Below are 18,353 nucleotides of genomic sequence, written 5' to 3'. Positions count from 1 at the left end.
ACCCCTTGAATGACGAGTTGTCCTATCAACAGACCCGCAAGGAATTCCAGCAGCAAGGGATCAGTCAGTACCAGGATCGCAGGCCAATGCGCCCCGCGGAATGTGCCCGCCACCACCAGTATCGACATTGCAGGGGTCAGGAAGTAGGCCACACGAATGCGAAACGCAAGCGCTATCGCTAACAGGAAATAAAAGAACATCTCAAATGACAGCGTCCATCCAACGTTTAGTACAGACCTTGCCAACCGGGGACCGTCAACGAGACAACGGACGACCAGATCACAGTGAAACGCGACGGCAAAAGCGACAGACTCATTTTTGTCCCTCAAACTTTGAGCAGTTCGACCTCGGCTTACGCCGTCACGTCACACAGCTCCCATGGTTTGACCGCTGGCCGCGTCTTGGTCAAAATCGACATCGAATTCAGCAGCTACCTCGTCAACGAACGCCTCGCGTCTGTCGCCATTTCTCAAGCGTCTCACTCCGCCAAGATTTGGACCAACAACACTGAGACGCTCCTAAGACCAAGCGCGGAGATTCAGTTTGTTGATCTAGTCGCACGATGATCTGAATCCAAACCATTTATATGCTTAGAATGTATGTGAGCGAGGACTACTAAACCAATATCATAGGAAAAGATAACGGTTGTTGCTTATGTGACTTTTGCAAGTTAACCCGACTTCTTGCGGAGAGGTGTGCGGAGGGCGCGTCCGGCATGGCGGCACCGTGTCTCGCGTTTAGCCGAACCTGGACGAACTTGTTCAGACCACGTCGAGCTCGATGAATCGCGGCGACTTGTAGGGCTGCTGTTTGCGCAGCACCCAATAGCGTAAAACCTACAGATCCGCCAGTCGGAAGCGTTATGCCAGTCAAAAATCAATAATGGCCGGGTGACGAGCCACCCTACTTCCGACGCGAAGCAGCGTGCTCTTCATTTGGAGAAGAACGGTTCCTCTACTCGGACGATGGAAGCGCTGCACCTTTCGAGAGAAGCGGGGGGGCAGACATCTCAGCCGATGCCGTGTGGCTGCTCCAAGCAGAGGCCAGTACGAATCAACTGTGGTCTGGGCTTTCAACAGAGCTGGCAGCACTTCCAAGGTCAGCATGTCAGTGACTCGTTCGTCTTTAGCGACTGCCATCTCTTCTAGGAACAGCGCAGCTTGCTCAAGCGACTCATGGCTAGACCCTACAAGATCGACAAGATAGCGGTTGAACAGGGTTCCAAAAACAATGTAAGGACCATCGTGGATGTCAACCATCAGTTCCTCATACTGCGGTTTCTGCAGGTCGGGAAACCGATGAAACAGTTCTTCGTTCAGTGAACTATAGACTAAGTTTTTCATTTGTCTTACCGTCCAAAGAGTTCTTGAGGTCGAAGATGAGGCGATAGCGATATTTAGGTCATGGGCACCAACGATCTTACCCTCATCGATAAGAGTATTTAGGCGATTGATCGTATCACCAGCCTTAATCCAGTGACCTCCATTGATAAACTCACCCGTCGTCGCTTCATTTCGCACTGCACCGGCGGTTCCTCCAGGAATCTCATCTGTGTCTTGATAGATGATTGCGAATGATAGCTCCAAGTGACGTCATTATTTGACCTTCAATAAAGCGATTGCATCTGATGCCGGCCGACGGTTTCAACACACGGTCACCTGTACTACCAACCAGTCCGTCGCATTTCGAGCAAATAATCAATTTGGATACAACTCACATAAGATGACCGGCACAGCAAACGCTCATCTTATCGCTGAACTGCTCGTTGGAGACAGAAGCCGCCGAACCTTTACCACCACAGTTGCTCATTCTGCTCAAGCGTCATCGCTCGAGCAAGCGATGGAATTCCGCGCCTGAATGATGTCAGATCCTACCTTTCGCGCGGGTTCCGGATTCTTCCCCCCATCAAAGATTTCCGGGAACATTTCTTCGTTTGCATAAACGCCGGATGACCTGTACGTTTTTTGCGCCCATCTCCCAACTCACAGTGCGCCCGCACCCAACTTCAGAAAGGACATCAAAGCTATGCAATCAGACCTGAATCTGCAAAACGACTCCACCGAATTTGAAGAAGACATTGTGGATCTTGACGAGGACGACTCCGAGATCTCCGGCGACTGCAACGAATCGCAACCCTGCCGCGACGACGAAGCCTGGCTTCCTCAGGACCTCGATGACAACTTATTGCTGGCCGAACTCATAGAGCAATCGCGGCCATGACCATCAGGAAGCGAAAACCTTTCGCCTGATCGGTTTCGCTTCCTGGAGTACATCATCACGTTGGCCAGTCAGTATGGCCGTTATGGATACCGCCGGATCACGGCGTTGCTCAAGCGGACAGGCTGGCAGGTTGGCAAGGACCGGGTAGAGCGGATCTGGCGTCGTGAGGGGCTGAAGGTTCCAAAGAGACAGAAGCCAAGAGGGCGGTTGTAGCTCAACGACGGGTCGTGCGTGCGGCTGCGTCCGCAGCACACCAACCATGTCTGGAGCTACGACTTCGTGAGTGCTAAGACGCATGACGGGAGGACGGTGCGGATGTTGAACCTGATCGATGAGCATACCAGGGAGAGTCTGCTCGTGCGTCCCGAACGGCGATGGAGCAGCGCCAAAGTGATCGAGGCGCTGGCTGATGTGATGGTGATCAAGGGCGTTCCAGAACATATCCGTTCCGACAACGTACTAACACAGGAAGGAAAAGCTGGAGAGAAGAGAAGGTTCCCTAGCATCCCGTATGGGATGTTCTTGATGACGACTGTACCTCCAAGTGGCTTCCACGAGCAAGGGCTGAGCGTTCGACCATAGCGACACGAGATCTGCCGACGGTGCGCAGTCTCCACTGTACTCAAAATGAAATCTCAACCAAGTGGAAGGCCGGATCATTATCTACGAGGTCCTCGGTTCCGGTCTTGATGATCCCGTGGGCCACGCGAGCCATCTTGGCAGCTACGGCGACATACGCCATGCGCTTGCGGTCGGCACTCAGGGGATCACGCCGGAGATATCGTTCGAACTTGTCTCGGAAGCTGTTCTCACGCAGACGCACGGCCACGGTGGCGGCCATCCAAAAGGCGCAGCGTAGGCGGGCGTTACCGTACTTCGACAGCTTGGTGGTTCCCCGGAACTGGCCCGACTGCTGGGTCGAGAGATCGAGGCCACAGAACTTGAGGAACTGACGATGGTGATTGAAGCGACGCAGGTCACCGGCTTCGGCAAGGATCGTGAGCGCCAGGATGGGACCGATGCCCGGCATCTGCTGGAGACGTCGGAAATCGGCGTTGTCCTTGAGATGACACGCAGCTCGTTGTTCCAGCTGATCACGTAACTGACAGAGTCGGATCATCTCACCGAGCACCACTCGGAACATGGCAACTGCTTCTGAGTCCATCTCAACCGGGATACCGATCGAGGACTGAGCAGTACGGTAGATGTCTTCGAGCAGCCGCTGTTTACTGACCTTGTGTCCGACAACCGTCCACGCTTGCTGGACAAAGTCTTCCATCGAGAGGCGTGCAATCAGAGCAGGCGTGGGGAAGACCTGAAGGAAGACTAAGAGCCACTCAGAACGTGAGGCATGATAGTACCGCTCGATCTTCGGAAAGTAGAGCGGCAGGTAATGGGTCAAGAGCCGATGCTGCGTCCGTGTCTTCTCCAGCGAGATCTGAGCATAGGTCAGCGACAGCTCCTGAAAGTCATGGATCTGGTTCGTGAGCGGGTCATGGTAGTGCTGAGTCACGCCAGTCTTGAGCAGATGAAGCAGGACTTGGGCGTCCTTCGGATCATTCTTGTCCCAAGAGTTATGCATCGCTTCACGGGTACGGGCCACGGCTAAGGAAGCGATCAACTCCAGATGGAATCCTTCGCTCTTCAGGAAGTGGGCAAGTGGCCGATGGTAGTTGCCGGTGGCCTCGAAGACGACCCGCACGGGATGCTTCAGGCCATGGAGGTAATCGGCAAAGAGCCCGAACTCGGCCGCAGTGTTGGGCAGAATCAGGCGCTTGCGGTTCTTCCATCCCGGCGCTTCACTCAAGACATCGTGACGCAGCTTGGCGATATCAATGGCTACCAGAACCGCTGGCGTTTGAGTAGGCTGGACAAGGGACATGGCTGGTTCTCTCCTAAGTGAAAGTAGGCATACGTTCAGCTTACGAGCCAGCCATGGCCCAGGAAGTCGGGTCGCTACGCTCCCTCAACCCGACTTCCTGCCTTCCTCAGACTCTTCCTTCCAAGTGCTTCGTGTGGTGCTACGGCCCTGAGTTCGTCGCCAAAGACCTTCGCAAATGGCTGGCTGATACCGGTGCAAAGACGCTCTACATCGAACCCGGAAGTCCCTGGGAGAACGGTTACCGCGAGAGCTTCAACTCGAAGCTCAGAGATGAGTTCCTGAACGGAGAAATCTTCTACTCGCTGAAGGAGGTGCAGGTTCTGGCCGAACGCTGGCGGGTTCACTACAACACGATCAGGCCGCACTCGTCGCTGGGTTATCGCTCACCAGCGCAGAAGCCTGGGCGATTGAAACCAATCTCACGGGGCGTAAAGAGCCGGGAATCGCTACGCGCTTCCCAGCTCTTCACGCCCCGTCCGGCAGCCATCCAGGTACATCAAAAGCTGCGCTACACTAACAATCCAACTGGTACACAAGATCGGTCAGGCCAATGACGCTGGCCGACCTTGATGGTGGATTGCGCTCCGCGACAGGTGGCTTCCATCTCGCCGTCGAGGAGGGTGAAGGTCTCTTCGAAGTCGTGGCGATGTGGAGGGGGCCGCCGCCTGGAGGGATGTGCATGTCGATAAGGCAGAAGCGACCTGCAGTGTCTTTTCCTGAGAGGAGGATGGTGTAGGTGTCTCCTACTAAGCCGATGTGGGACCGATTGTTGTCGTCGGCACTGGCGAGGATGAGGCTGCGGGCTAAATCGTCGGGCGAAAGGGGATTATTCTGGGAGGCTTCGTCGGTCGTGATGGGCATGTTCGTCTCCTCTGAAGGTTATGATGCGGATTCGGATGGGGAGTTGGAGGGGATCGTACCACGGCCGCAGAAAACTCATGATTAGAACTCCCACCGAAATCCCGGGCCTTGGTTTTCGATAAAAAGGGGTTCCGACTAGGGTAGATTAGAGGCTAGAAATCAGCCATGCTTAAAGCATCCTCCTTACTAGAAGGGGCTTGCGCGCGTTTCATGATGATGGTTAATTTGTTGTGGCACCAATCCTTAATACATTCTCGGGTAGAACACGTCGTCCAGGGCCGGTCACCACTTAGCGTATCGATTCCCAGTCCAGATTACTTGCACTAAGATAAGCTGGCTCGACACGTCTTCAATCAATCTGCGTTCAGTGTGAAGAGTATCGGAGATGAAATTACAAGGATTACTCCTGTCGAATCGTGGAATGTTGGGCATTGCCTTCGTCTGCATGTTTCTGCCAGTGATTGCGCATCCGCAACATGCGCCGCAGGTTCCTGACCGTCCATGGGACAGCAACTGGGCAGAGAGCGGTGTGCATGCGGAGCCAGGTAACGAGCTGAAGCTTGATCCGACCCACACTTATGTACTCGCGGAGCTGATTGATCTCGCCGAGCTGAATAATCCTGAGACGCGTGAAGCCTGGGCATTCGCCAAAGGTCGCGCAGCTCGATTGGGGATCTCCCGCTCTGACCTATACCCGACGCTGGTGGCGAGCGCTTTGGGAGTGGCGTCGAAGGATGGCATTTTGATCAATGATCGCTTTGTGCTGCAAACGCTCGGAGAGTATGACCTTGCTATCAGCCTCTCTTATACGCTTCTCGACTTTGGCGAGCGCCGCGGTCACATCGACGAGGACCGTGCACAGCTTCTGGCGGCTAACTTCGCATTCAACCAGGTTCACCTGAAGATTGTGAGCAGGGTACTTGCAGCTTTTTTCCGGCTTCAGCAGACTCAAGGCGAAGTCGCTGCAGCGGAGGCTAATCTAACTTCGGCGCGTACTGTGCGCGAAGCCGCCGAGCAACGACTTGATCTTGGCGTGGCCACCGTTCCTGATCTGCTTGAGGCACGCAGCACGGAGGCGCGCGCTGTCTATAACCTCGAGTCGGCACGAGGCGCGCGCCAGATTGCTTCGGGCGATCTTGCAACCGTACTCACGGCCTCTCCAGCGAGTGACTACAAAGTTCAGAGCCTCGATAGCCTCCCAATTCCGAATGAGTTGAATGAAACTGCTGAACAAGCGATTAATAAAGCACTCTCGCAACGCCCCGATCTGCTTGCCCAGATGGAGCGGGTTCGCGCAGCCAGCGGAGCGATCACGAGCGCTCGTTCCGAGTGGTACCCGCGATTGACGTTTCAGGGTGACGAGGATTTTCTGAGGGCATATGGCGAACAAACTCCATTTCCTGGTGTGTATGCTGGCGCAAATACCTATCATGCGGAACTTTCGCTGAACTGGACGGTGTTCGATGGCGGGCGCCGGAGGAACGATGTCGAGGAGGCACATGCTTCGCAGAAGCAAGCGCAATCGGCGGTTGATCGAATGCGCGATGAGGTGAGTGATGAAGTGTGGAGGGCATATTCCAATGTCAACACCGCGTTTCGTCAACGCGACGCTGCGACCATGCTGTTGACCGCTTCGACGGATTCTTATGAAGCCGCGTTGCAGAGTTACCGCCTTGGCGTACGCAACCTGGTTGACCTGCTGGCTGCAGAACGCGATCTGGCTGATGCCCGTTCGGCTGACATAACGGCCCGGGTGAGTGTGCTTAATTCGCTGGCGGAGCTGGCGTACAGCACGGGAGATCTTCTTAAAACCACAGCCAGGAGACCTTCTCCATGAACAACCACTTTCATTGCTCTCCTGTGTCGTCTCTCGGAATCAAAGATTCTCGAGTGCTACGTCGTCCTCGATTCTGGGCGACGTTCCTGCCGCTTGCCGGGTTGTGTGGTTGCCGACGGGCCCCATCGCTCGGCATCTATGGCTCCTATTTTCCTGGGTGGCTGATCTGCCTTGTCCTTGGTATCGCACTCACTGTAGCGATCCATCTCGTGCTGAGGCGACTGGGCTATGAAGCTCGCCTGAATCCGCTTGGCCTTGTGTACATCGCGCTTTCGATTACGCTCACGTGTCTGTTGTGGCTGGTTCTCTTTTATTAGGAGGTGTTTCTATGGCCGACTCCATCGATCCTCGACCAGACGCAGACCCGGTTGGGAGAATCATCTCGATCACTATCATTGCGAGCGCTGTTGTTTGCCTCATTCTGGTGATCGTGCTGACAGCGATGCACCCACGAACGGATGACGCCACGGTGTTCGCAAATTTCATTGGGATTGCTCCGGTTGTAGAGGGGCCAGTAGTGCACCTGGCTGTGCAGGACAATCAGTATGTACACAAGGGCGATCTGCTTTATGAGATCGACGATCTGCCTTATCGCTACGCTCTGAAGCAGGCACTGTCGGAGCAGGCCGCGCTTGAGGGGAATATTCGCGATCAGACGCGCCAGATCGCTGGTCAAAGGAGCGCCGTCGTTGCGCAGAGAGCGGCGCAGAATGCTTCAGAGGCTGCGATGCATCGGGCTACGGCATTGATTGATGAGGCGACAGCCGACGTGGGACATGCGGAGGCCGCCGTAAAACAGGCTCAGGCTGAGTACGACTATGCCGAGAGCAATCTGAAACGCGTCGAGCCATTGCTGACGCGAAAGTTTGTGACTGCGGACCAGGTGGATCAACTGCGCTCGAATACGAAGGCCAGAGCTGAACAGCTTCGGCAGGCGCAGGCGCAGTTAGTGCTCAAGCAGGCGTCGCTGAAAGCTGCTCTTGAAGGACAGACTCAGTCTGTCGCCGAGGTTGGTCAGAATGAAGCGCAGGTGGAGCAGCGCGGTCGCGAGGTGAGAATACTTGATCCTCTTACGACACAACGCGAAGGGCGACAGGCAGCGGTAGAGCATGCTTACTACAACCTGAACCATTGCCGGGTGTATGCACCCTTCGATGCGCGCGTGACGAATCTGACGATTGCGGAGGGCGCGTATGCGCATGTTGGGGAACAACTGTTCACGCTGATCGATGCGCGAATCTGGTGGACGGTCGCGAACTTTCGCGAGGACCAGATTGGCCATATACATCCTGGCGATCACGCAAGGGTGTTCATTATGCAGGTGCCGAATGCGGAGTTTGACGGAGTCGTCGACAGTGTTGGCTACGGAGTTATACCTGACCCTGACGTTATTGGTGTCATAAAGCCCGGATTGCCGGCAACCGATCGCACACTCAACTGGGTGCACCTGGCGTCACGGTATCCGGTTCGGGTCCGCATTCTGAATGCGCCTGCGGAAGTGCTGCGAGTGGGCGCTACGAGCCTTGTCGCGATACAGGGAGGCAATCATCGCTAGCACCGCTACCATCGCGGCACAGGGGCGGCGGTCGTATTGGATAGCGCTGTGGCAGATCGTGCGGAATGAACTCGAGCCGTATCCGGGCCGTCTCGACAAAACGGTTCAATACACAGTTGCGACCGTGATTGCAGCCATCGTAGTACTGACCTTTCGATTGCCGAGCGCTGTGCTTGGGGTCTACTATCCGCTCCTGCTGATGGAGGACACGCCTGCTTCGAGCTTTCGCGTAGCTAAAAAATGCGGCCTGTTTCTTTTTTTTGCCGCAATCTGGGTTTTGTGCGGTGCGGTCTTTTTTCTTGGATCTCCTATGATGCACTTTCTTTGGGTGGTCTGTACGCTATTTCTCGCTTGCTGGTTGATTGAAGCGGGGGAGGATCATGCGGCGGCGACCAGTTTCGGGATTTACGTGGCCACAGGCATCAGTGTTCTTGATGCGCCGATCTCTCCAGATGTTCGCTTTGAGAACATCCTTTACATTTTGCTGAGCCTGGTCATGGGGATTGCGATCTTCCTGGCCGTTCAATATGTCATGGCTGGCGACGAGAAACAAAATGGCCTGGAGCGAGGTATCGGTACAAGGCTTCTAATTTTGCGTAACTGTCTGGAGTTGATTTCGGAAGGGCGTACACCGGGGCGATTGCTTCGGCGGCAGTTGCGGAAGTATTTCATGATCGGGACAGGGCGAATACGAAAGACATTGCTTGGGCTGGACTACACGCGACGAGTTCGCGATGAACAGTCGTCAGCCGTTGGTCTGATCGGCAATATGATTGAGTTTACTTACAGTCTGGTAGAGACGCCCGGTCAACCTGTGCCCAATCAGCAGGCGCGACTGCGTGGGGTAGTGAATGCGATTGATCAGGTGCGAGCGGATTATGCTGCGAGGCGAGCGCCGGAACCTATTCCGTTGCCTGCTCCGCAGCCGGGTGAACTGCGTCGCTCGCCGGTGTACCGGCTCGAATACTCGATTGCTATTCTTACCCAGGTTTACTCCAGCTATTTGATTGCTGACCGGGTTCCTGAAGAGCACCCGAAACCGAAGGGCCTGATTCGACCTGGATCAGTTACGAATCCTGCAACTCTGCGATTCGCCATGCGGGCGTCTTTGGCCGCTATTTTTTGCTACGTGTTTTATTGGGCTGTTGATTGGCCAGGTTTGTCCGTCGCTCTAACCACGTGCATCGTGACGGGGCTCTCGAGTGCAGGGGCGTCACGTCAGAAGCAGATGCTTCGCTTTTTTGGAGGGGCTATTGGTGGGGTGTTTGCCTTCGTTGCGCAGATATTCATTTTGCCGCGTGTTCAATCGGTTGGCGGATTCAGCTTGACGCTGGCCGGAGCGATCTTCTGCTCGGCGTGGGTCTTCTTAGCTTCGCCGCGTATCGCGTATGCCGGCCGTCAGATGGCGCTTGCTTATGAGGCTGTCCATCTAACCGATCCGTACTATAACGTCGGGCTCACTCAGGTGCGGGATCGCGTCTTTGGAGTTTTTCTCGGGCTGGTTGCAATGTGGCTGATCTTTGACCGGCTGTGGTCGCGTCCTGCGGCACCCACGATGACGCAATTGTTTGATGAAACGCTTGATTGCATCGCGGAGCTTCCTGAGCGGGGGAGTGTTGAAGCGGTTCCTGCGCTCACGCGATTGCGAGAGACGATTGATGGTAACTTCGACAAGATCCGAGATCTGGCTGATGCTGTGTTGCTCGAATTCAGACGGGATAGGGCACACGACCTGATATCACGCTATCGCGTTCGTTCCTGGATGCCGCTGATACGGAGCATCTTCATGCTGCGGTTGGCTATCATGCGGCGCTGCTGGGTTGACGAAGCGGGTGCAGATGATCCGCGAGTTGCAGAAGCGATCGCCACTTCGACGAGTGTGCTCCAGGAGATTCGCGGGATGGCTACCGTTGATATTTCGAAGAGGCCTGATCCACCTTTGGCAGCGCGCGTGGTGCCGATTCCTAAAACAACAGCGAACGAACCGGCGGTTGTGAGGATTGCTGCTTCTCTCGCAACGGTGAGCGCCTACCTTCGCGAAGACGTATTGCTTGATTTACGCGGAACTTGAAGGTGTTCGAACCTGGCTCTCCGTGGTGTTACGAAGGGGCGTAGTGCGTGAGGGCGCTTTGGTCGAAACGTTTTCAACTGCTTACTTTGCTGGTTTCATATGCAGAAGATCGAGACACGTGATGCTGAAGACGAGGACCTGGCCTGAGGTGCGGAGCTGTACTCCGAATTGCTTCTCGTACCGAACGTCGAAGGCCAGGCGATGCTTGATGTCGGTGTACTTCCACTCGGCGCCTGCGCCGAAGCCGCGGTCGAGTTGGCCGGCAATCAGAGGGTTGATTCCACTGCCGGAGTCAGCCGTTCCTGGACGCAACACCGAGCGGACGCTCGACCTGTTTTCAAAAAAGTGACTTTGCCCTCATGAAACCGTAACGGCTTCTGCGAGACAGCGCGGCCCAACTTCTTGGCAGTCCAGTGAGGATCGTTGTGCTTCCTCCATCGGCGCCTGGACATTGCCATGAGAATGCCCCGGCAATGACGAAGCCTTTCGTAGACAGCCAGTTTGCCAGCCAGATGACACAACGAATCTGAGTCTTGGCCGAAGTCACGAAGCCTTCACCTTCTTCGTCCCGAAAAAGGCTGGGCCAGACCAGCGTGTCCCAGTGATCTCACATGCGATCGGAGAGAGACTTTTGTAGGTCTTGCCTAGATAGCGATAGCCGGCATCGTTGAGGGTCACCTCGTGGGTCGTTCCCCTCCATTCCCGCACGAGCTTCGTCCCTGATTTGAAGCGCTGACGAGCTTCATCTCGAGAACGACTCTGCGGCCTAAGCGAGGTTGCAATGACCTGCGACCTCGCACTGGTTTTCGGGGAGAGACCACCGTAGGCTCTTTCCTGGATCCTGTACGCAAGAATGGGAAGCATGAGTTCGGGACGAATCCGTCCCGGCTCTCTACCAAAGTTGTCCTTCCATAGCTCTACCAACCGCGTTTTAGGAAGCTTCGGCAGGCTACGAATCAAGAGAGCTGTAGCATCCTGTGATGATGCTTCGTCCATGGGCCCGCCCCTCTCTGGGCTGTCCCATTTCCGCTCCGATCAGGCGAACAGTCAAGTCGAAAGTTCTCTGATCGACCTCAGATTATTTCTTTATTGGGCTCGTGAGGCGGCCTGAAGGGACCTCTGTCGACTTCCCGGCTGTCTCAACAACTCGCGCCACAAAGTAGGCGGATTAAGCTCCCATTCGCCCCAGGCGCGCCCAGATATCGCCGCTATTGTTGTTGCGTAGGTAATTGAGAGCTTGTGTTGTCGAGTCGACCTGGTCGTCATATTTTGTCCCGGGAAATGTGGTTAGTTCGCGAACATAGTCGGCTAGCCACGGCGCCTGTTTTGGAAGCCATACGCAGCCGTTCTCAAAGACTGCAGACTGAGCAAACAACCGCATCGCCTTATCGTTGCCAGGCGGTGGACAGTAGGCCTTTAGAGCAAAAACGCCATCAGCACGTAGATCTTGTAAAAGCTGGATACCGGAGCCCTTATCTTCGATCACAACTGCATTGGGAGAATGCTTCAGGTACTGCTCTTTCACTGCGCGTCTCAAATCGGGATATTCCAACCGACAACGGAAGACGTCCAAGAGATAGTGCTGCTCGTTCAACTTTCCCCAAGTCGTGCAGACACTGTAGTCGTTAAACTCTCCGCTCTTACTCGCTGTATCCCAACTCTGGATCTTTGAAGAGAATCTGCTCGGACGTTCTTCTGGAGAGTAATACCGAAGCCACGCGGTTTTGATGATGGCGCCACCCATAGGAACGGGGTTCTGTTGATACTAGCTTTGGAAGAGATAATCGCCCAACTCATGTTTTATCTTCTCGATCGTTTTACGGTTCTCTCTTCCGGCATCGAGTACCTCCCCGGCCTTCCTTTCAAAGTGAAACTCGCCGAACAACGTTTGACCAACGTGAACCTCGTCCTCTTCGGCGATGGCAGGGAAGCAGAGCACGTCCCATTCGCCCACCTCAAGCAAGTGTCCCACCAAATCGTCCTGATGCAGTCTCTGCATGACAACGATGATCACCCCGTCCTGTTTGTTATTGAGACGACTCACCAACGTATTGTCGTACCAGTCGTTGACGTACTTACGGAGTGTCTCGGAAAAGGTGTCTCGTGGCTTGATCGGGTCATCGATGATGATGAAGTCCGCTCCTCTCCCGGTCAGCACGCCGCCGACAGAGGTGGCCATCCGAAAGCCGCCCTGCGTCGTGTGAAAGTCATCTACGGCTAGCTTTTGGGGAGGGAGCCTGGTGGGAAAGGCGCGTCGATAGTCCGCACTCGACATGATTGTGCGGGTGTCTCGAGCATGTTTATCTGCGAGGCTTTGTCCGTAGCTGGCACATATGAGTTGCAGGTGCGGCCGCTTTCCAAGCAGCCACGCCGGGAAGGCGACATTGGTCATAATCGATTTGAGCGAGCGAGGCGGAAGACAAATAATCAACCGTTTGCACTTACCGGAAGCACACTGTTCAAGCTTGGCGGCGAGGATGGAAAGGTGCGGACTGTCTGAGAAATGAGTCTGTGGGAAGAGCTCGCGAAAAGTGTATTCCGTGAAAGCCATCAAGCTATGCTGCATTACAAAATCAAAATCACTGACTGCCAGGTTGGTGCTCACTTGGTTTCCTCTTCTTCGTTCGCTGGGAAGGTGGGCGACGACTCATCTACCACTGCTTTGCTCATTAGTTTCATTCGGTTGATAAATCCGTTCATGACTTCTTTGTTCCTTTGAGTGAGCTCTCTCGAAATCTCTTCTGTAGGCTCTGCCAGGCTGTAAATTCTGTCTGTTTGTAGGTAGCTTTGTATCGCCCACCGTTCTCCGGAGACTGCTTTGTTTGTCAGCTGAACCATGACCGCATGAGCTTTGTTCATGGTTCGTTTGCGCCCGCCTTCGGTGACAGTCACTTGCTCCTGACCTATCTCCCTGAAAAGGGTAGCTAAGTTCCTTGATCCCTTCGGACGCCCATTAGGGTTTCCGGATCTTCCCTTTGCGAACTGAATGCTCTTCGGCGGTTTTCCGTACCCCACCTCATACTCTTCATCGGCCACGAGACACCTCCTCGAATACTTGCTCATCAAAGGCGATTCCAGTGTCAGATTTGTACGCGTGCTCTCCGGTGAGCTGCTGCCACCGTCGAATGCTCAGATCAACATACCTGCCCTCGATCTCCATCCCGTAGCAAACTCGGCCTACACGCTCGGCGGCGAGCAGGGTGCTACCTGCCCCCAGGAAAGAATCGAGAACGATCTCTCCTCTGGCTGAGCAGTCGAGCAATGCATCCGCGACCAGCGCTATGGGCTTTACGGTGGGGTGCATCGCGAGCACGTTGCCTTCTTCACCGGTCCGCGAGAGAGTATTGTCGCCGGGGTAGTTCCAGGAGTTCGTCCGGTTACGGCCAAACTTTCCCAGCTGGATGTTGTTTCGGTATGGCTCCTTGCCCGATTTGAAGACGAAGATCAGTTCGTGCTGCGATCGGTAGAAACTGCCCATACCTCCGTTGTTCTTGTTCCAAACACACAGGTTCAATAAACAGTCATAGACTTGTCTCCCGGCTGACAACAGCTCTGTCATGTGGCGCCAATCCATCGCTACGAAGTGGACGGACCCATCGACACTAGCCTTGCAATCCTGTATGGCCGGACCCAGCGTCTGAAGGAGGCCGTCGGGATGGATACAGAGGCCGTTGAAATCTATCGCAATCTCGTTATATCGGACGCCGAGACTTACCGACCTGATTTGGCAAACACTCTTAATAACGAAGGCGACTTATGCAGCGATTTTCAGCGGCTAAAAGATGCCGAGAAAGCTTACAAGGAAGCACTTCAGATCCGCCGTGACTTAGCGAAAATCAACTCTCAGGCTTACCGACCTGATGTAGCAAAGACTCTCTCTGATATTGGAACTTTGTATTCCCAAATGGGACACTTTGAGGAAGCGTATGAAGCATCTAATGAAGCCCTTCAAATCTTTCAAGACCTTGCTAAATCGAGCCCTGAGGCATACCAACCCGGTTTGGCTTTCACTCTAAACGCCCTGGGTACGTTAGATTTGCAAACTCAGCGACTAAAAGAGGCGGATGAAACACTAACCGAAGCGCTCCGGATCCGCGCCAATCTCGCACAATCTAATCCGCAAGCTTACCAACCGGACCTCGGCGCCACTCTTAATAACCTGGGTATCCTGTACCGACGAACTTCGCGGCGGGAGGAAGCGGTCCGTGTATATACGGAGGCCCTCCAGATCCGGCGCGATCTTGCGAAAGCAAATCCTGTGGCTTATCGACCGAACTTGGCAATGACTCTCAATAACCTGGGCAATCTATATTTAGAAATGGGTAAGCTGGAAAAAGCTGATGAATGCTTTACTGAGGCGCTCGGCATTCGACGCGAGTTGGTGAAAGATAATCCAGAGGTCTACATGCCCGTATTGGCGCAGACTTTGAGTAGCTTGGGCATGGTTTACAAAATGGAGGGCCGCAATCCTGAGTCGATCCCCCTTTGTACTCAAGCTGCGACGATATACCAAAGCCTCGCTGCCGACAACGCCGACAAATATCGGCAAGCGCTTAGCCAAGTTTGTATGAGATAGGCAATATGAACCACACACCGCCAAGCAACACGAGCTGTGGGCAGCTCGTGATTGTTCATGAAGAACGCAAGAATGCAAAGAAGTGTTCCGCAAATCCCACAAGCTATCACTGTCGCTCCGAGTCGTGGACGCCAAATACCGACGACAGTACCGGGCAGATCTAGGAGACATGAGCAAGCCACGAAACCCGCCAAGCCGAGCGTGTAGTGTCCAGTAAACGTGAGTCCCATGGCAACAACCGCATCGACCAATACGACTACCAAAATATGAGGAGTAGAGCTACAGTAGCAATGATTCGCAAAGGTCAAGCCCTCAAGAAGCTAAGCTTAAGCGGATGGTTTGACTTCGATTATGGCAGAGTTCATCTCCAATCTCGCACCTCTGCTTAGATCTCCCCCAAAGTCAGGTTTTGACCAAGTTCGCGATAGTGCGTCTTCGGTCCGGGTGAACTTGCCGCAAACCCCGTTTCCAAGGAACTACGGGACGCCACTTGTCCGAGATGCTGACTTTTCGCCTATGTGTCAAATTGCGAGTTGCCGACAAATCCAGAATTTCTCAATTGACGAGGTGCGCGTTTCTCGGTAGTCATGCACTGTTCGTCGCTACGTTGCTGTACTGATACGATCCGATAACGAGTCCTGTCGTCTCCAACTACGCGACCACGTGAGAAGAAGGAGCTGCGCCGCAATGGCCCCGCAGAGGTCAATGCAGACATCGATTGGGGAGCTCGTCCGGCTCGGCAAAAAGCTCTGGTGGTACTCATCTAAGATGGCTATCAAAAGGGTGCATGATACTGCCAGGAAGGCGGCACGCAGCCAAATGGGACGATAGCTGCCGCGCCTGCGGTGTAACGTCCGAAGCCAGCCATAGAGAAAGGCTACGCTGACACCTCCATAGCCGACGAAGTGGCCGGTCTTACGGATGAGGTGGTGAACTTCTGCCCAGTGCGCCGTACTGATCGGGCCAAACAGGCGCGCCCATAACGGATAGAGCCACCGACTGGTGTTTTCCGCCGACATGGTCGCCGTTGACTCAGCGACGATCACCGCAACGCTCAGCGCAGCAGGGAGCCAATCCATGGCACAGGAAAGTCTGGAAGAGCGCGAAAGTCCCATGTTTGCATTGTAGCGGTCGCAGAGAACCTCCTAGTGAGCAATGTGGTCGTCGATTGGCTTTCTTGCCTTTGGAGCAGCTCGCTCATAGTTCTCATCCAAGAGCGCAGCCACGGTCGCCGCCGGCAAGTGGCCGTATAACTGGCTATCCGGAAAGGTGAAACCGAACTGCCAGAAAAGTCCGGTTGCGGCAAGCTCAAAAATCGTAGTTTCCGAAAACCCCTGCCAGCTCAACCGGTCGATGCGTTACACAGACGACGCGATTTGAGGTTGATAGGTATGTCGAGCGGGACGCATCTTCAGCGCTGGATTCTCGGATTGTTTGCCGCAATATTCGCGCTCTACTGCGATAAGGCTTCACTCGGAAACTCCAAAGGTCATTATCAGGAAGTACTTTGGAACCTAGTGCTCGTCGGGGAATTCCTTATAGAGCTTCGGCCCACTCTTCGCAGAGCGAGAGCTGCATTCCTTGCTTTGGCGCTTTTCGGCTTCTACTGCCTCTTCATGTACCTCAAGCGAGACGCGTTCCCACTCGACTCGTCCCTGATCTTGATCTTTTGTGCGCTGGTCGAATGTGTCATCCTGATGTTCGTGTATCTGAGACTGTGTCAGTCAATCGATCCCCAAGGACCCTTTGGGCTAACGAGTGCGAAAAAAGAAGCCAGGAAGAATAGGGCGGTACGGCTCGGCTAGCTCCTCCAAAATCGGGTTTTCGGCAACTTCAGAATACTGGACGTAGTTGCTCATAACCCCGTTATTTCGGGAGCTTCATGAAGAATCGACAGCAGAATATGGAAGATGGCCGACTAACCCGGCCGGGGCTGAGGCAGACCGGGTACGCGAAGCGGGATCAGCAAAGAGCGTGGGGGCGAGGAATAGCGTTTCGAGTTACGCGTGAAGGCAGTTGTCAGTTGAAGGTCATTAGTTGCTCGCGCGGGATTGCCGCGTGAGTAACTTTCTACTGAGGAGTGAAGACGAGCATCTCGACGCGGCGCTGGGCGGGCGTGACGACGAGGTTTAGCTGAGTGCGGAGGCGTTCGGTGAAGTTGTTTTGCTGGCCTTCGTCAGCTCTGACCTGAAAATCGAACTTACCGTCAAGATGGGTTTCGTTGATTAGCGGTTGATCAAGGCCCTGTTCAAGCATGTGGCAGAAGTCGTCGACCGTGCCGTTGATGAGGTCGATGCTACGCACAGCGTTGATTCCGGCCGGCCAGAGCATGCCGCGGTTCTCATCGATGTTGCCCGCCGATCCCCACGCAACACCCCCTACGCTCTCGGGGGCGTTTGGATCGGGATGTGCCGGGGGCTTGCCGTTGGGCGCGGTTATCAGATAGACGTCCACCAGGCGGCCTTCGCGGGTCGCGGAGAGATGGAAGTAGTCCTGAATGCCCTAACATCTCCAGCCGATAGATCAATCAGACAAGGAAATTTGATGCAAGACGAACAAATTCTGTTGGAACGTGCCAGACTGCAAGCCGCGAAGGCGCTTGTTTCATTCATTGACGAGGACCGAGACGTCCTAACTCCGAACGGTTGTCCCTACAAAGACAAAAGGAATGGGCGACGAGTTGGACTGAAAGAGAAAGTAGCGAAAAGGTTCCTTGCTACCTTTTACACCCTTATCACGTCTGCCGCCCGCTCCACGCGGAAAGACGACGGCGATTCTGAGATCCTGCGCGTACAGGTGGACCTCTTAGGAAAAGCGCTTGCCAAGGTCGTTGTTGAACTCGAAATTATCAAAGGCGACATGCCCCTGTCGGGTCCACAAGCTCTCCTTTTCGCTGATGATGCGCTCCAACTCATTAGGGAATTGAAGGTACGTGAGAGCGCGCCGTTCTGAGTGCGGCGCATCGTTTGACTGTCTGACAAGACATACAACATCGAGGAACGGCGAAATAGAAAGCGAAGTTTTTTCCGACCCTCTTGTGAATAGATTCTTGGAAGTAGGTGATCCTGAGGGCAGGCTTTACATTGCCTCAAGACTCGAGGCCGTCATTTTGGAGCGATAAGCCGGAAGCTCGTGGTACGGTAGTAACGGTTCACCAATTGGGAAAAAGCATTCTTGGTGCTGGCTCTGTGGCAGAATCTTCCTGTGCATGCAAGGAAATGCACGTGGAGATCCGATTCCGGCTGCAGAGGCAGCGCTTATATATCGTGAGGTTTCGTCTTCCGATGTTCCCATCTCTCCGTAGTCTCTCCTGTGTGGACGTCTTTCTTCTGGCTCGGTTCCCGTATCCAC

The 18,353-nt window shown here is 54.5% G+C and carries 18 protein-coding genes and 2 pseudogenes; 9 read left to right on the top strand and 11 right to left on the bottom strand.

What is annotated here, in order from left to right; translation table 11 throughout:
* Window positions 1–869 precede the first annotated feature (869 nt).
* Window positions 870–1,586 (bottom strand): hypothetical protein, encoded by a 717-nt coding sequence (locus tag HDF12_RS19125; protein WP_179585977.1) that lies wholly within the window; start codon window positions 1,584–1,586, stop codon window positions 870–872.
* Between the two features lie 439 nt (window positions 1,587–2,025).
* Here HDF12_RS19125 and HDF12_RS19120 point away from each other — a divergent pair, with 439 nt between their 5' ends.
* Together HDF12_RS19120 and HDF12_RS19115 are read left to right on the top strand one after the other, a co-directional pair.
* Entirely contained in the window at window positions 2,026–2,220 is a 195-nt protein-coding gene (locus HDF12_RS19120; RefSeq protein WP_179585975.1) for a hypothetical protein, read from the top strand.
* A 27-nt stretch (window positions 2,221–2,247) separates the two neighbouring features.
* Window positions 2,248–2,676: pseudogene (locus HDF12_RS19115) on the top strand (IS3 family transposase); the annotation flags it as partial.
* 166 nt (window positions 2,677–2,842) lie between these two features.
* On the opposite strand, the gene HDF12_RS19110 reads toward HDF12_RS19115, so the two are convergent.
* Window positions 2,843–4,102: an IS110 family RNA-guided transposase gene (locus HDF12_RS19110; RefSeq protein ID WP_179585973.1), complete on the bottom strand. Its 1,260-nt coding sequence runs from the start codon at window positions 4,100–4,102 to the stop codon at window positions 2,843–2,845.
* Between the two features lie 143 nt (window positions 4,103–4,245).
* Between HDF12_RS19110 and HDF12_RS22530 the strand changes: the two are divergent.
* Window positions 4,246–4,656, top strand: a pseudogene (locus HDF12_RS22530) (integrase core domain-containing protein); the annotation flags it as partial.
* On the opposite strand, the gene HDF12_RS19100 reads toward HDF12_RS22530, so the two are convergent.
* Window positions 4,616–4,963: a hypothetical protein gene (locus tag HDF12_RS19100; RefSeq protein ID WP_218892503.1), complete on the bottom strand. Its 348-nt coding sequence runs from the start codon at window positions 4,961–4,963 to the stop codon at window positions 4,616–4,618. The pseudogene HDF12_RS22530 and the gene HDF12_RS19100 overlap by 41 nt on opposite strands.
* Before the next feature lie 385 nt (window positions 4,964–5,348).
* Here HDF12_RS19100 and HDF12_RS19095 point away from each other — a divergent pair, with 385 nt between their 5' ends.
* The 4 genes from HDF12_RS19095 to HDF12_RS19080 are packed head-to-tail and all read left to right on the top strand — an operon-like array spanning window position 5,349 to window position 10,426.
* Complete coding sequence (locus tag HDF12_RS19095) at window positions 5,349–6,800, top strand: TolC family protein (protein WP_179585971.1); 1,452 nt, start codon at window positions 5,349–5,351, stop codon at window positions 6,798–6,800.
* On the top strand, window positions 6,797–7,117 hold the full coding sequence (locus HDF12_RS22975) for a YtcA family lipoprotein (RefSeq protein ID WP_179585969.1): 321 nt from the start codon (window positions 6,797–6,799) through the stop codon (window positions 7,115–7,117). The genes HDF12_RS19095 and HDF12_RS22975 overlap by 4 nt, the downstream gene beginning before the upstream one ends.
* A gap of 11 nt (window positions 7,118–7,128) precedes the next feature.
* On the top strand, window positions 7,129–8,355 hold the full coding sequence (locus HDF12_RS19085) for an efflux RND transporter periplasmic adaptor subunit (RefSeq protein ID WP_179585967.1): 1,227 nt from the start codon (window positions 7,129–7,131) through the stop codon (window positions 8,353–8,355).
* A complete protein-coding gene (locus HDF12_RS19080) occupies window positions 8,324–10,426 on the top strand; it encodes an FUSC family protein (protein ID WP_179585965.1) in 2,103 nt (700 codons plus the stop codon). The genes HDF12_RS19085 and HDF12_RS19080 overlap by 32 nt, the downstream gene beginning before the upstream one ends.
* A gap of 81 nt (window positions 10,427–10,507) precedes the next feature.
* Here HDF12_RS19080 and HDF12_RS19075 read toward each other — a convergent pair whose 3' ends face one another.
* The 6 genes from HDF12_RS19075 to HDF12_RS19050 all read right to left on the bottom strand — a co-directional run bounded on the left by HDF12_RS19075 (window position 10,508) and on the right by HDF12_RS19050 (window position 14,048).
* On the bottom strand, window positions 10,508–10,741 hold the full coding sequence (locus tag HDF12_RS19075) for a hypothetical protein (protein ID WP_179585963.1): 234 nt from the start codon (window positions 10,739–10,741) through the stop codon (window positions 10,508–10,510).
* Between the two features lie 228 nt (window positions 10,742–10,969).
* On the bottom strand, window positions 10,970–11,422 hold the full coding sequence (locus HDF12_RS19070; protein WP_179585961.1) for a DUF2924 domain-containing protein: 453 nt from the start codon (window positions 11,420–11,422) through the stop codon (window positions 10,970–10,972).
* 172 nt (window positions 11,423–11,594) lie between these two features.
* The gene (terL, locus tag HDF12_RS19065) at window positions 11,595–12,170 is read right to left on the bottom strand and encodes a phage terminase large subunit (protein ID WP_179585959.1); all 576 of its coding nucleotides are present in this window, start codon (window positions 12,168–12,170) and stop codon (window positions 11,595–11,597) included.
* A gap of 21 nt (window positions 12,171–12,191) precedes the next feature.
* Window positions 12,192–13,031, bottom strand: coding sequence for a hypothetical protein (locus HDF12_RS19060; RefSeq protein WP_179585957.1), 840 nt, complete (start codon window positions 13,029–13,031; stop codon window positions 12,192–12,194).
* The gene (locus HDF12_RS19055) at window positions 13,028–13,462 is read right to left on the bottom strand and encodes a DUF5681 domain-containing protein (RefSeq protein WP_179585955.1); all 435 of its coding nucleotides are present in this window, start codon (window positions 13,460–13,462) and stop codon (window positions 13,028–13,030) included. The genes HDF12_RS19060 and HDF12_RS19055 overlap by 4 nt, the downstream gene beginning before the upstream one ends.
* Window positions 13,452–14,048 carry a DNA-methyltransferase gene (locus HDF12_RS19050; RefSeq protein WP_373563989.1) on the bottom strand — a complete coding sequence of 199 codons (597 nt, stop codon included), beginning with the start codon at window positions 14,046–14,048 and terminating at the stop codon, window positions 13,452–13,454. The genes HDF12_RS19055 and HDF12_RS19050 overlap by 11 nt, the downstream gene beginning before the upstream one ends.
* Between HDF12_RS19050 and HDF12_RS19045 the strand changes: the two genes are divergently transcribed.
* Window positions 13,986–15,002 carry a tetratricopeptide repeat protein gene (locus HDF12_RS19045; RefSeq protein WP_179585952.1) on the top strand — a complete coding sequence of 339 codons (1,017 nt, stop codon included), beginning with the start codon at window positions 13,986–13,988 and terminating at the stop codon, window positions 15,000–15,002. The two genes, HDF12_RS19050 and HDF12_RS19045, sit on opposite strands and share 63 nt — an antisense overlap.
* Window positions 15,003–15,604: 602 nt before the next feature.
* Here HDF12_RS19045 and HDF12_RS22970 read toward each other — a convergent pair.
* Window positions 15,605–16,081 (bottom strand): VanZ family protein, encoded by a 477-nt coding sequence (locus HDF12_RS22970; protein WP_373563988.1) that lies wholly within the window; start codon window positions 16,079–16,081, stop codon window positions 15,605–15,607.
* Between the two features lie 991 nt (window positions 16,082–17,072).
* On the bottom strand, window positions 17,073–17,501 hold the full coding sequence (locus tag HDF12_RS19035; RefSeq protein ID WP_179587119.1) for a DUF3738 domain-containing protein: 429 nt from the start codon (window positions 17,499–17,501) through the stop codon (window positions 17,073–17,075).
* A gap of 45 nt (window positions 17,502–17,546) precedes the next feature.
* Between HDF12_RS19035 and HDF12_RS19030 the strand changes: the two genes are divergently transcribed.
* Window positions 17,547–17,954 (top strand): hypothetical protein, encoded by a 408-nt coding sequence (locus HDF12_RS19030; protein WP_179585948.1) that lies wholly within the window; start codon window positions 17,547–17,549, stop codon window positions 17,952–17,954.
* Window positions 17,955–18,353: the final 399 nt, after the last annotated feature.

Source organism: Tunturiibacter gelidiferens (assembly GCF_013410115.1).
In the GTDB taxonomy this organism is placed as follows: domain Bacteria; phylum Acidobacteriota; class Terriglobia; order Terriglobales; family Acidobacteriaceae; genus Edaphobacter; species Edaphobacter gelidiferens.
Note: the sequence above shows the minus strand (reverse complement) of the source record. Positions and strands in the feature narration are given on the sequence as shown.